13 protein-coding genes and 1 pseudogene are annotated in these 14875 nt (G+C 30.0%); all 14 read right to left on the bottom strand.

What is annotated here, in order from left to right; genetic code table 11:
- Positions 1-24: 24 nt before the first annotated feature.
- Positions 25-1392, bottom strand: coding sequence for a bacteriocin secretion accessory protein (locus IGI80_RS05930; RefSeq protein WP_438722853.1), 1368 nt, complete (start codon positions 1390-1392; stop codon positions 25-27).
- A gap of 18 nt (positions 1393-1410) precedes the next feature.
- Positions 1411-3561 carry a peptide cleavage/export ABC transporter gene (locus IGI80_RS05925; protein ID WP_438722852.1) on the bottom strand — a complete coding sequence of 717 codons (2151 nt, stop codon included), beginning with the start codon at positions 3559-3561 and terminating at the stop codon, positions 1411-1413.
- Between the two features lie 55 nt (positions 3562-3616).
- Entirely contained in the window at positions 3617-4267 is a 651-nt protein-coding gene (locus IGI80_RS05920; RefSeq protein WP_438722850.1) for a GntR family transcriptional regulator, read from the bottom strand.
- 21 nt (positions 4268-4288) lie between these two features.
- A complete protein-coding gene (locus tag IGI80_RS05915) occupies positions 4289-5608 on the bottom strand; it encodes a glycosyltransferase (protein ID WP_438722849.1) in 1320 nt (439 codons plus the stop codon).
- A gap of 65 nt (positions 5609-5673) precedes the next feature.
- Positions 5674-5838 (bottom strand): hypothetical protein, encoded by a 165-nt coding sequence (locus IGI80_RS05910; RefSeq protein WP_164980746.1) that lies wholly within the window; start codon positions 5836-5838, stop codon positions 5674-5676.
- Positions 5839-5893: 55 nt separating this feature from the next.
- Positions 5894-6565 (bottom strand): hypothetical protein, encoded by a 672-nt coding sequence (locus IGI80_RS05905; RefSeq protein ID WP_438722848.1) that lies wholly within the window; start codon positions 6563-6565, stop codon positions 5894-5896.
- 863 nt (positions 6566-7428) lie between these two features.
- Entirely contained in the window at positions 7429-7626 is a 198-nt protein-coding gene (locus tag IGI80_RS05900; RefSeq protein ID WP_075582955.1) for a hypothetical protein, read from the bottom strand.
- Between the two features lie 111 nt (positions 7627-7737).
- Positions 7738-8742: a S41 family peptidase gene (locus tag IGI80_RS05895; RefSeq protein WP_438722846.1), complete on the bottom strand. Its 1005-nt coding sequence runs from the start codon at positions 8740-8742 to the stop codon at positions 7738-7740.
- Between the two features lie 507 nt (positions 8743-9249).
- The gene (locus tag IGI80_RS05890; protein ID WP_438722845.1) at positions 9250-9954 is read right to left on the bottom strand and encodes a hypothetical protein; all 705 of its coding nucleotides are present in this window, start codon (positions 9952-9954) and stop codon (positions 9250-9252) included.
- Between the two features lie 407 nt (positions 9955-10361).
- On the bottom strand, positions 10362-11027 hold the full coding sequence (locus IGI80_RS05885; RefSeq protein ID WP_438722844.1) for a DUF5677 domain-containing protein: 666 nt from the start codon (positions 11025-11027) through the stop codon (positions 10362-10364).
- Positions 11028-11646: 619 nt separating this feature from the next.
- On the bottom strand, positions 11647-12036 hold the full coding sequence (locus IGI80_RS05880; protein ID WP_438722843.1) for a hypothetical protein: 390 nt from the start codon (positions 12034-12036) through the stop codon (positions 11647-11649).
- A 12-nt stretch (positions 12037-12048) separates the two neighbouring features.
- On the bottom strand, positions 12049-12519 hold the full coding sequence (locus IGI80_RS05875; RefSeq protein WP_438722841.1) for a hypothetical protein: 471 nt from the start codon (positions 12517-12519) through the stop codon (positions 12049-12051).
- Between the two features lie 290 nt (positions 12520-12809).
- Positions 12810-13184, bottom strand: coding sequence for a DUF805 domain-containing protein (locus tag IGI80_RS05870; protein WP_438722840.1), 375 nt, complete (start codon positions 13182-13184; stop codon positions 12810-12812).
- Positions 13185-13566: 382 nt separating this feature from the next.
- Positions 13567-14846, bottom strand: a pseudogene (locus IGI80_RS05865) (hypothetical protein).
- Between the last annotated feature and the right edge of the window lie 29 nt (positions 14847-14875).

Genomic DNA, 14875 nt, shown 5'->3' with positions numbered 1-14875 from the left:
TGCTAAATAACTCTTTTACTTTTGTTATTGCTGATTTAGCAAAGTGTCTTTGATTTGTTGCCAATAAGTTTTCTTCCCAATAATAAGGGATAACTCACCAGTAAGACCATAACGACTGGTAAAATTATTGGATGGATTTAGAATTCCTTTTATAGTATAAAATGTTCCTTGGTCAGTGGTTGTGCTGTTTTCTGAAATTTCTTTTAGCGTACCATTGATTGTTTTAGTGGCAACACCTTTTTTATCTAGCTTAAAGTGAATGTCCATTCCTGGTTTAACTCTCATACTTTCACTAGTAGGTAAGAGAGCGGTAAAGCTAAGTTCTGAGTTTTTATGTTCCGGATAAACTTCTGCAAGCGTCGTTCCTTTAGGAACTTCCAGCTGGTTTTCTACTTCTGCGTTTAAATGAATCGTTCCCGTAATCGGTGCTTTCAATGTACTTTGTGTGAGCTGCTCATTGATTGTTTTCAATGCTATGTCATTTTTCTTTTGGGTTCCAGTTAGTTCTATTACTTTCTCTTTAGCTGTCGCTAAAGCTAACTCTTTACTTTGTTTTCCTTTCTCTTTTTGGCTATTTATCTCATTTTCAGTCGTACTAGGTACTACTAATTTTGCCTGTTCTACCTGCAATTGTTCAATTTCCTTTTTTTTCTGAGTGATCAACTCGTCAATTGTAGCCAATATTGTTGCTTTTACCTGCTTCTTCTGTTCTTCTGGTGTGTCAGTTAACTGAACTTTCCACAGCTGATATTTAGAAGTGATTTCAGGTGAAAATCCCTCTAGGGATTGTTCATCAATCCACGCCGTTCGTACTTGTTCTAATTCTCGTTGTTCTTTTTGACGCATAGTAAGCTGTTTCTCTAGTTGTTCTTTGGCTTTATCGTATGTTTCTTGTTCCTTTTGTGTGGCTACTTCACTTTGTTTTAAAGCGTAGAGCGTCGCTTCTTTTTCAGCAAGAAAGCTCTTTACTTGATTACTGTAACCAAAGTCATCCTCTGTTTCAAACAAGTTCTGTTCACTCATCAAACTATCAATAAACATTTGTGCAGCACTCTTTTGTTGTTCAATAGTAGTATTTTCTTGTTCTATTTGTGTTTTTTCATTTTGTAAGGAGGTTGTATCAAAGGTTACCAATATTTCACCCTTTTTTACTGTTTGGTTTTCTTTTAGATTATTTGCTTTTATCTTTGCTTCTATTGGTACTTGTAGTTTTTCTACCTTTTGTGCTGTCAGTTGAGCAGGCGTTCGAATCACAATTTCTTTTTTTGCAAAAACTAAAAAGAAACCACCTAAACAAAGGAAAAGAATCACTGGATATAAAACCCAGCGATAAAAGGTATGGTGTTGTTGGCTATAAATACTTGATTGATCCAACCAATCTTTTTGTTCCATAGATACTCTAGTCCTTTCCTAAATATCCCATAACCGCTGATATATCCCTTGGTTGTAGCGTAGTTCAGCATGGGTCCCTTGTTCGACTAGTTGTCCTTCATGAAGAACTAGAATTTGCTCACAATTTTTAGCGATTGATAAATGATGGGCAATAAAAAGTACAGTTTTATCTTCTAACGTTAATAAATAGTCAAGAATGGCATGCTCTAATAATGTATCTAAACCACTTGTTGCTTCATCTAAAATTAAAATATCAGTATTCTTCAAAAGAGCCCTTGCAATCGCTAATCTTTGTCTTTGCCCTCCAGAAAGATTAGTGCCTCCTTCCTCTAAAATCGTATCATAACGTAAAGGCTGTTGCTCAATAAATGTGCTTAACTGAACCGCTTCACAAACTTCGATAATTCGCTCAAAACTAGGGATTTCTTGTAAGCCAAAAGTTAAATTTTCAACAATCGTTCCACTGAAGAAAAAGGATTCTTGAGGAACATAGGTAACATGTTTTCGCAATTGCTGAAACGGAATATCTAAATGATTCATCTTCCCATAACGAATAACTCCCTCTGAAGGAGCATAAAAATTGACCAGCAATTTGGCCAAAGTTGATTTCCCCGAACCACTGACTCCTACCAAAGCAATTTTGCTTTTAGGTGGTATCGTGCAAGAAATATTGTTTAACGTTGGTGCTTTCATGTTATAAGAAAAGGATACATTCTCTAAAGCAATTCCTTCTCGGAATATTTGATTGGAAATTTCACCGAATGAAGAATCATTTGTTTTCTCTGGCTCAATTGCAAATATTTCGTTTAAGCGCTTATTAGCTACTTGCGCTGTCTGCATTTTAACTTGTAAATTGATAATATTCTGTAAAGGATCCGTGAAGAAAACCAATAATGCATTGTAAGTAATAAGCTGACCAAGGCTAATTTTTCCTTTCATCACGTAAAAAGAACCTAACCACAGAATAAGTGCACTGCTAATTAATTGAATAGTCTGTTTAATTCCTTGTTGTACGTTGTCTAAGGTAACCGTCCGAAAGGATTTTTTCATTAATTTGATAAATTCTCTATCTACTCGATCATATACTTTTTCTTCCCCACTATAAGCTTTAATTGTTTCAATACCCTTTAAGCTTTCAATAATACTTGAATTTAGGGTAGCACCGGCAGCCATTTCTTCTTGATTGGCTTTCTCATAGCTCTTGACGAAAGTCAGAATAGCAACTACATAAAAGGGTAATGAAGTCAAAGTGAGTAAGAATAACGTTCCATTTTGAATCGCCAAGGTAATTCCTACCAATAGCACCATACCTATATCTAAAAAAACAGATAAAGTAGCACTGGCAAGTGCATCGATAATTTTATTTGCATCTAAAAAGCGAGAGATAATTTCTCCTGATTTCCGGGTTGCGAAAAAGTTCATTGGTAACGTGAGTACATGTTTGAAGTATTGAAGCATCACGGCCATACTCATACGCTGACCTAATACAACTAAGAGATAACTCCGACTATATTCGAATACTACACGAAACAAATAGACTACAATAAGTCCAATTGAAACAATGTTTAACGTGGACTTTGCTTGATTAGGAATAAAGTAATCTAACAGTCCTTGAAAATAATAAGAACTACCAATACCAAAAAGAGTAATAAAGAGAGAAGCTAAAACGATATGGAATACCAATCCTTTTTGACGCCAAATAATGGGCAAAAAAGAACTTAATCCTGCCACTTTTTCTCGAGTAGGCGAATACGATTCTTTTGGTGTTGGTAAAAGTAATATACCTGTCCACTCTTTAGAAAACTCTTTAATTGTTTTTTTGATTTTTCCTTTCGTTGGATCAGGATCGGCAATCAATAATGTTTCTCCTTTTATTTCATATATAACAACATAATGCATGTATTTATTATCGATTAGCACGTGCGCTATCAGAGGCAGTGGCAAATCTTTTTCTTTCCACACTTCGCTACCTGATTGAATAGCAGACACATCAAATCCAATTCTTTCAAATGTTTTTTTTAAACCAAAAGCAGAAGTCCCTTCTAAGTCTGTCCCTGATAATTCACGTAATTTATGAATTGGAATTTCTGATTTATAGTGTTTTAAGATCATAGCGACACAAGCAACACCACAGTCTTTTTCATCCTGTTGATAGATAATTTTTTTCATATAATCTCCTATTGTGGCTCTGAAAATTATTATTTATTTTTATAAAATAATGAAACTAAACGTCGTCTTTGTAATAGAATTCATTAGCATCACAATAATATATTTTGTAAAAAGTTGGATAACCTGTATTGGAATAGCCAACTATATGTAATTTCAAAATTGGAGATCCCTTAGAGATACCTAAGCATTTTGAAATCCATTCATCAGCTAGTGAACTTTCTATTTCTTGATTAGTATAGTTACTTTTTAAATCAATAGCTTTAACTTTCTTTATAGAATAAATATCACAAAATCCTATTAATTCATCATTTACAGAGCATTTACCATTCATATAGTAAACACTTTTATTATTACTTAATTCAAAAATATTTTTTAAAAAAAATGATACATTCTGTAACTCATTCTCTATCATTATCTGAAAATTTATGTCTGAGCTTAATATATATTTACAAATATTTCTTTTTTTACTATTTATTTCTTTTTTTACTTTTATATAAGCTCCTTTTCCCGGTACTTTTATTAAAATATTTTTATCTACTAAGTACTCAATAGCTTTTCTTACTGTTAATCGACTACAATCAAATTCCATTGCTAATTCATACTCAGAAGGAATCTTTTGCGAAGAAACATATTGTTTGTTTATTATCTTTTTTTCAATTTCAGTAGCTATAAAATCAAATTTTTTTTTATTATTTTTAAAACTCATAGTTTTCAACCAACATTCTTTTTATAGTTTATTGTTTATTAAAATTAATTCATCTAAAATCAAATCTCGTGCTAAGTCATCAGTTATATTTTTTGAATAGTTTGCAGCCTCCTCATACCTACCTAGTTTTATTAAATATTTTACCCCCAAAGCCTCTAAAATTTGTTCATCTTTTTGAGACGAAAATTTCACTTGTTCAGAGTCTAAAGTATTCACATCAAAAATAAACGATTTAAAAATTTCTTCAATAAAGTCATTAATTTTGTTTAATTTATTTGAATATTCGTATGCAATTAAATTAACATTATAAGGTGATTTTATTCTACAAAAAGAAATTAAATTTTTTGCCTCAACAAATCTGTTCTGATTTATATAATAAACAATTAATTTTTCCATTATTTGAAAAACATACTCGTGTTTTTGTAAATTTACATCATTAATTGGTAAAGTCAAATCTTTTTTTATATGTGTAATTAAAATTTCCTCAAAATTCAAGTCTGGATATGCTTCCATTATTAATTCATTAGTAGATAACACTATCCATCTTGGATTACTGTAGTCATTTTTTAACATTTTTAATAACAAATTGCCATATCTACATTTTTTATTAAATTTTTTGTCTTCTTCAAGAGTTGTACCATAATTAGTAAATTTAATTGTTGATACTAAATTTAACATGATATCGTTTTTAGATATTAATTCTTCATGTATAGCATTAATAAATACCACTGAATTTGTTTTTTTAAATATTCTATCAGGAAGTACATATCTATTGGAGTTAGGGTAATGTGCTTCTATTTTTAGTTTTATATCTTTTTTTTGCCCATAAATTAAATCTAAAAATAACAATACTTTTTTTAATTCATCTGGATTTTCTATCGTTGATACGACTTCATCTGCATCTACTACAAATATCCAGTTATGTGACGAATAGGATACTAATTTATTACGCATAAAAGCAAAATCTTCCTTCCAGGCATCTTCTTTTATACAAATTTTTTCATCTTCAAAAGATTTTACAATTTCAAGTGTTCTATCAGTAGAGCCAGTATCCATAACAATTAGTTCATCTACAATTGGCAAAACACTACTAATGCAATTATGTATATACTGTTCTTGATTTTTCACCATGATTACGCCTGAAATTTCTAAATTTGTAGTATTTAATTTCATTTCTAAATGTTCTAAATAAGCATTTATTGACAGATTGTTAGGAATATCTATAGTTAAATTATCTGAATTTTGAATGTATTTTTTAACTATGTGATAGATTTTTATGAAAGAATCGCATCTGGAGATTTGTTGGGTATCTTCTATAATATTTTTTATAAGAACTTTCAAAAAATAGCCTCCTTAAAATATAATCATAATAAAGAACAGAGCTAGGCTCTGTTCTTTATTTAGTTCTAATGGCGACCTCCATAGTATGTTTCAAAAGAATCGCTAATTTGAGTTAAAGCTGTACCAAATTTGTTCCATTTGTCTGCATTTTTAGGGTTAATAATACTTCCACCTACAGTCGCTTTCAACTCTTTTTCTGATAACGCTTTCTTTTCTAGCTCCTTGAACATATATACACCTCCTCATGCTAAGATATTAAAATTATCTATCATCTTCTTATTGATGTCAATCAATATTGGTCTTATTTTTGTATGCCTCTGTTATAAAGTTTTTATCAGCACAAAAAGAATTTATGATAGAGTATCTATCTTTTATTTGTACTCCCTTTGAATTGATATATTTAAACAATGCACAAAATACTTTTCTCTCTAAGGAGTTTGGGTAAAACGCAACATCTAAGTTAAGGGCTATTCTATTTTGATTTTTCTGAATAATTATAAAAGTAAACTCTTCCCTTGCAAAATATAAATATCTAGGACGAAATATTACTGATGTGTTGAAGCCTTTAAATCCATCAGTGTCAAAATTAATTTTTCCAAACTTAATTTCTTTAAACGGTACAAAAGCCTCTTTCCGCTTCCCGATGGCACCCTTTATTATTTCTACAAACGGAAAGAATGTATATTTATTTTGATAAGGACTATAGATAATACCTTGATCCGTAATTACAAAATATGAATAATACCTTCTAAAATCATAAAAACCAGAGCCGTAAATCATGAAAAGTAATAATATGGCAAATACAATACTAAATAAATTGAAAAATATTAAAGAAAAGACAAATATTATACCGGGAGCAACGAAAAGACAAAGTAATGGAAAAACTGATTGTGGTTTCCCGAAACAAAAAGGTATTGAAATATTTTTAATCGTAATATTTTTTTGATTATCATTCATTTTAATTCCTCCTTTTTTATCTATTATATTTTGCTGTTTAATATTTATGAAAAATTATTATATTTCATCTGACAAATATCGTTCTTGTATTAATTAATATATATTGTAATTGCCCCTACAGGAGAAAAAAACAAAGAAATTCCTATTGATCTTTTTTTAGTTTTCAATCAAATCTTTAAAATTATTAGGTGTATAAATAATAATTTTACTATCACTATTGCCAATTTTTTTAAATAAATCAACAGAGAAAAACTGCTTGATTGACTCTAAATCTTGTCCATCGTAACATGAAAAATCTATTGTCGTATCTTTTTCATTTTATAATCCCATTATTTATTTGTTACCACTAAATAAAAATGCACTCATATTTTTAAGTTAATTAAAGCAAGTCTATGTGTATCTGTCAATAATAATTAATAAAAAATATTTTTTTATTAAAGTAAAATATATAAGCAACTAAATTAGAATCCTTTGTTAATTTATCATTAATACCAATAGCCTCCTTTTATTGATTTTTAACATTAGTTTTTTGTTCCCTATGCTTGATGTTCTTTTACTTCAGAGCGCCCTTAATTTTTTCAGTACATGCAGACATAAATGTGTGCAGATTTACATAATTCCATCACTATACATGACTTTGTTTCCCTTCAAAGTCTCTCTAATTAATTTAGGTTTCCCATTACTGACGTTCATAATTGGTTGTAAACTCTTGATTACCCAATTGGTAAATATATAGTAACGTCTTTTAACTTTATAATTTTTATGTATAGACTTTTTCTTTATTAAAGCTAATATATTTATAAATAAAAACAGGGAAACCACATTTGTAATTTCCCTTAATGTAAAAAATTAAAATTGTGTTATTAATACTTCTTACACAAATTCTGGCCTCCACCAATATAACCAATTAGATTAGAGCCCGCTGGGCATGCCCCTTGTACAGGAAAAGTAGTACCACCTAAAGCCATTTCCCAATCACTAGGTTTTGGTCCATGAAATTTCCCTTGTCCCCCAACAATAATTTTTAAATCTTTTTCTGATAATTTTTTCCCTAAGTTCATTTAGATACACTCCTTCTTTCTAAGTAATATATTAGTGATCGGATTCACATATATATCCTTATTTTATAATACACAAATTTGATAACGCTTTCAATATATTTTTTTCAATTTTTATTTTTTTTTGAAAAAGTTGTCAACTTTTGTTATTAATTCGTCATTTATTTCATTAAAAATCGGTATTTTTACTTCTATATCTGGTTTAATTTTTTTATTATTATAAATTTGTTTGTCTTTTTCTGAATTGCCATAGTTAACTTCAAAGTAACCAATCGTGTAGGATATGACCCAAATGCTATCGGTGTCAGGGCGACTTAACTCCCTACTTATATTCCAACTTGTATATCCTGCTGACGGAGTGCCAAAAACCTTGATATTTTTATTGTGTTTTAGAGCTAAAACTAATGCTTCTGCTGCACTTCCTGTTTTTTCACTAATTATAATAGCCACTTTTTTATTTAAAGTTTTCTTACACATAGGAATATCTAAGCTATCCGACTCTAATTCTAGAACATTTGAAATCCCTCCTTTTAACTTATTTGAAGATAAATATACAGGACTTCTATTGCCTGTATGATCTACGCCTTTAAAAATCAGACCATCAGGGATTAAAGACCTAGCTCCTAATAACATTGGTACTACATCTCCACCAGGATTATTAGATAAGTCTAAAACAATATTTTCTTTTGATTCTTCTATTAGATTGGACAATGTATTTATATACTTACTAATCATAGATTCTGACAAACTGTAAATTCCAGGTATAGTAATTATATTGTACCTACCTACTTTAGAAAGTGTGGGCAAACTTATAGACTCTTCTTGAACCAATTCTTCTTCAGAACTTTTAGTATATTGGTAGGCTTTACTATGCTTATTAAGATCTCGTAAAATGTAGCTAAGGTAATCAGCATTTTCAATGTTCTTCCCAAAGTCTGTATCATTCATTATAGCATTCAACCGATCTTCATTTTCAATGATTCCATGATTCCCCATAATTTGAAGTGCTTCATAACCTCTCGTCTCAATATCTATATACTTTGGTAAAAATTTTACAAATACACATATTACAAAAATAAAAAAAGAAGTAGCTATTAGGCACAGTTTAATTACTCTCATGTAGTTACCTCAAAACCTCTCGTTAAAAATTAACATATAAAATATCTACTGAGTCACATATTTTATATGTTATGAACTCTTCTTTTGTATCATTTCCATACGAGGGATATTAAATAATGAAGTAGCATTATTCCAATATACAACCCCAACATGAGTAATACATACAACCAATTTTTTTTACTATACGTGTCATATTTATTTTTGTCTGTTCTTTTACCAGCTACCCATTTCCATAAATCATAATTATTCATTAAATCACTCCTCACTTTTTTGATAATTATAATTCTACCAAGAAAACGTTTTTTTTTCAAAAAATATTTCATTCTTTATCATACTATTTTTCCAAAAAAATTTGAGTGCTTTTTACAAAGATCGCTTGCTTTTGGACTGTAATTCATAAACTTCACCTCATATTTTTTGTCGCGACTTTTTTCGTATACACCAATATATGTGGTTGAATAATCTTTTTTGTGACAAAAAAGTAAAAAATTATTTGATAATGATATGTTAGTTATTTTGTAAATTCTCCATCATAACATCTAATTGATCTTCTGAAACATTTCCAACGTGGTTTTCGGTTGCTAGAGATATAGACCCTTCTTTGTTTTTAAATAAATACATTTTCTCTTGGTTATCACATATAATTTCTGTATTTACTTTTACAGTTCTTATTCCTGAACCAATCTTATTATTGGAAAATACTCTGATTTCTTTTGTTGGTACTGTATTTACAACAAATGAAGATTCTCTAGTTTCTATTTTTTCAGGTTCTTTACGAGAACGTGAGTGAAAAGTAAGCACGCCTTTAGTGTCATCAGCATTATCTAACATCAAATCTACAGCAAACGAGCCACTCATATAGGGTTGGTCAAACGTTTTTAGTTCTGCTATTTGTTGTAATGATACAGCATATGGCGCATCCACAGATTGATTTCCTGATTGCACAGTATTTGGTAATTCATTCGTACTTTCATTTTTTGAAGTTATAACTGTTTGTTCTTCACTATCTTTCTTTGACGATTCACTTATCGAGCTTTTATCCTCTTTTTTATTTACAGTGCTATTATTCGTTTCAGTTGTATTCGTTTTACTGGAATTTGTTTTATACAACGAGCTAGTATTTTCTTTTACTTGCGGATTTTCGTTATTTTTTTCTGTTTTAGAACAACCAGAAAAAAATAAAACAAGTACACATAACATTATAAATTTCATTTTATTCTCCATTCTTGCCTTAGCTTATTTTCCCCAAAATCTTAAGTTGTATCTATTACAACTCTAAATATCATTTCAATAAAATATTATCATTTAGTTATACATTTGTTTTATCGCTTTACTCTATCCTATTCTTTCCTAATTATCTATCATGACTACATAGTCTCCTAACACTCTATGATAAACACGTCTACACTCCGCACATTCAAAAACTTCATATTTGCCTATTACTTTTTTGCTAGTTGGCCACAATCACAACCTATTTTTTCTACAATATTATCTCGATTCAACCTCTGGATTTCTATTCCATAATGATCCTATTTTCTACGATTGCTCAATTAATCCCCTCCTAAAATACTCCTTTTTTATTTTTTTATAAGTTGTACTCCAAAATATTCAATTCTGATTCAATTAACAATTGATTTTTCTAATATTACAAAGAGTTCTGCTAGATTCTGCGCATCTAACTGATAGTATTTTAAAATAGCGTCTAAAGAATTTCTAACAACTATCTTAGCTAAATTATCCATAGTAGCTAAATTTAATCCACTATTTTTCCCTACTAATGCTGCGGTATAATTAAGTAACCCTGCCCCATGTACATCCATCGAATAAAGTTTATAAACTTCTGAATAAAGACTGTGATCAATCTCTAATCGCTTCATTAGTTTTGGAATAGAAGTTTTCTTTCTTTGGTCTAAATCATACCAATGTTTATGTCGCCAATCTTTGGGTTTATATTTAAAAAGATTTATAAATAGTTTTTCATAATGTGCTTTCATATCATTTAATGATTCTGCTCCAGGTACTTCTGCAGAAATTTCTTCTAAGCTATATTGAGAAGGTTCGCCACTGTTGTTTTTCTCAAAGTCTATCATACATGTAATATTATTCAGTCTGCTATGATAAAAAAATGCCTTTCCTCGTCTATCTGTATCTTTTTGAAGTATATATAGTAAATATAAATATACTTCAAAAATTGATCTAGTCAAAACACCTACTGAATCATATCTATTTAACAAGCACAATCTACAAATTGTCTCTGCCCTGTCAACCATATTCATTGCAAACATGCTAATATTACATCGATTTCAGAACTGTTACTGTCATTTTCAGAAATATTATCAATTATACATGTAACAATTTCATGCGAGCTATTAACAAAACCATTAATCTCATTTTGCACTTCTTTAACCTGCTTTTTGTCCATAGGTGCACCTTGTCTTTCTTTTTAAATTTAAGTTAAAGTTATTCATAATACAGTGTTTGTTTTATCTTTGATAATTCCTTCTTATTTCAAAAACATTTATTTTACATGTATATTTTAAGCTTAAAAACATTGATAAACAAGGACTAGCAAATGTAAAGTATGAGTATACTCAAAACTTACACAAATCAAGTATTACCAACTTGAGTATCCTACTATATACCTAGTAAAAATTGGAATATAAAAAAGAACCAACAAAGCATGCCTTGTTGATTCTTTTGTGTGCTACTTTCTTTTAAAGTAGTAATAAATATTTTCTAGCAACCCTAGTACTATAAAAAGAACTATTGTAGAAACGAATATTTCTAAAAGCTTCTCCCAATTAAATCCAAGGAAATAGATTTGCGTAATAAAGTTCCAAACCATCACTACGAAAAAAATCAGTACACCTTTTTTAGAAAAAATAATATTATTTTTCTTCATAATTATTTAAACCTACAATTATTCCACCATCCTAAAGCAGCGCCGCCTAATAAGACAACAACTCCTCCTCCTCCAAGGGTGGAAAGTACAGCACTTCCATATAAATTAACCAAACAATTACGCTGTGCAGCAGTTGTTTTTACTGTAATTCTACCACTACTGCAGTATCCTGGAGGTACTCTTCCTAAACGCTCATCTGAAAGACATTCTCCACGACCTCGAGGTTGTATAACATGCCCCGAATCTCCATCCACTGAAAAATCAACATCATCAAGAGTAATTTCTTGGTCTGCTATACTTTCATCATTTGCTACCTCAGCAAATGCTACTCCAGGATAAACAAATGCCCCTAACATAACAACGCCCAATAAAAACATTACTAGTTTTTTCATTCCTTGATCCTCCTAACTTTCTAATTGTTTCTCTACCCAAACATCTAACCGAATTTCATCTTCGTTATAAAGTACTGTCTTGTTTTCCTTGTTAATAAATATTAATGAAGGAACCCCTGTTAATTGGTATTTATTAATGATTTGTTTTTTTGAATCTTCAGATAGGCTTTCTGTATCTAAGTAGTTTAATTCAATATTTTTCTGCTCAAATACGTTTTTTAATTTTGGTACAAATTTACGACAATACTTACATGTCTTTCTTCCAACATATATAAATTTTCCTTCATTCCCTTTATCTACTAGTAATTCTTTGCTAGAAACTTTGTTAAAATTTTCCACCTCTTTCTCATATTTTGTAAATTTTTTATTCTCTATCGCTTGTTCCTTTGTAATAGAATTTTTTGTAGTATTGATCTCATTACTACAGCCAATTAATAGTAAACTACAAAAGAAACATAAGATTGTTAATATTGTTTTCTTCAAACGTTCCTCCTTTACTATTAGATTTTAGAAAGCGCTTATCTCAAATTCAGTATAAAATAATAACTTAAAATGACAAAGTGAAATCAATGAAATGATAAATTATTATCATTTAAAATAAACTTTATTTCATATTATCTAAAGTAAAATAAGGAGCTTTTATTATGAAGGAACTTGGTCTGCAGTATCATTCCATAAAATTTCATGGTCAGCTGCGATTCAAGCTGCTTACAATGCCAGTTTTTGTCATTCATTTAATAGACAATACTCTTAATAAATAAAACAGATAGCAATCAAGAAACTTGATTGCTATCTGTTTTATTGTCTTTTCCCTTTTTAAATAAACAAATCCCTGTTGTGATAATACCAACTAACGGTAACAGACTTAGTAAAGCTACAAATTTCGACCACCCAATATCAACAAACCTTCTTGCTTGGAACAGAAAACCTATAATAATCATTATAAAGAACACGATCCTAAGAAAATTATAAAAGTCAAAGGGACCATTTATCACAAAATAGTTTAAATAATTGTTTTCGAGCAAAGACTTTTTGTATAAAAGCATTGAAAAAGTCTCTATCCCTAATCCAAACACAAAAAGTATACACTGATAATACCAATATTTTCTTCTTGACAATCCCTTGTTTAAATCAAAAATATTTTCCAAATCTATATCCCCCCAAACCTACTAATGCTACTTTATGTATTTATTTACAATACCATTGTAATTGGCAAATACATAAAATAGCAAATAACATCCTAAAACAGCTATGATTTTTCCTTACAAAGTATACATTTCTGATTTAATTTATCCTATTTCAGTAAAGTAATTATCTATTAAACAATATATAAGACTGTCTCTTGGGGGGAGACAGTCTCTAAGGTTATAACTTATTTTAGCCTTTCATTTCTAACAAATAATCATTCATAGAACTGAACGATCAATTCATTCAGCCTGTAAGATAATAGTTAAATCTGAAGTGACTTGTAATTATTCTACAGTATGCACACTAGCCTTTCAACAACTGTCGAAAGTTTAGCAAAACATTTTACAATATTTTTGTATACATCATTATTAATAATAGAGCAATACCAGAAAATATCCGCATAGCACTTTAAAGGTTCTACTTTGGTTATTTTCAGGTAGCTGACTTATTAAATAGACACCTGACATCATTATAAGAACATAAGTGAAATAGTAAGTCCTTGATCCAGATACCCATATGGTAGGAGAGAACCCCATCATAATACGACTTCCTACACCCAAAATAAGAAGAAAGATAACTGATAAAAATTCTAAGGGATTATTACTTGCCCCAAAAATCCCTATTACATAAAGAAAAACCAACCCAGTAAGAAGAACTACTAGTGACATATATGTTTTTCCTGAAGCTATATCATAAGTTTGATCAATAATCGTATTAAATCTTGTACAAATCAAATACGTCAATAGCGGTATTCCACTAATCATCTTTTTGACTAATGTCCCATTTTTTACTAGTCCAGCAGTAAGAATTAGCAATACAAAAGCTAACATCAATGGAGACCACTCAAAAAATAAAGCTTTCAAAGTGGACGAATACCCTATTTGTAACTTATCAAAAATACTGTAGCTAGAAAAATTAGGCAACCATTGTTTCGTTTCTTGGACGTTTCTTGCCACATTCCCCTTACATGTTAAAATAAACACAAAGCTAGCGATTACAATAGCAATATGAGGTAAAGTTATCAGGATATTCATTTTAGATAAATATAGAATACCTGCCAAAACTAATAAAGAAACTAACATAATGACTACCATTTGTTCTTGGTTTGTAGCATACATCAAGAACACCAACGATAAAATAAAGGATAGCCTATTTACACTTTTTCCTCTTATATAGTTCATAATAGGCCAAATACTTAACAACGCCGCTGCCATGACCCAAACATAATTTGTTGTTGTTGCTATCCATCCTGCATTATTTATCATCGAAGCAGGAATTAATAATGACATGCCAGTACCTATAATTAATCCTCTTCGACTATTATCTGAGTTAAACAGTAGTGCAGGGGCAATTGCCACTATAGACATTGCTATAGCATTTAAAACTCTCCACAAAAATACGTGTTGTACCGCTTGTGTTAGAGCTATTTCAATCACTAATCGAGACGTCCATTCATTGTACCTAAACTTCAAAAATTCATAATAGTTACTTTGAAAATCATGTGTAAACTGCTTTAAGAAAAACGCATCGTCCCCAAATTCCATTTGTTTAATACCAAAATTGTAAATTAACATTACCACAAAAACAAAACTACTGAGAATTAAAATATCTATCTTTTCCATTTTACCTATCACTAGTTCTCTCCAATCCT

The organism is Enterococcus sp. DIV1420a, from assembly GCF_051712165.1.
Taxonomy (GTDB): domain Bacteria; phylum Bacillota; class Bacilli; order Lactobacillales; family Enterococcaceae; genus Enterococcus; species Enterococcus faecalis.
The sequence above is the reverse complement of the archived record's forward strand: the minus strand, read 5'-3'. Positions and strand labels throughout refer to the sequence as shown.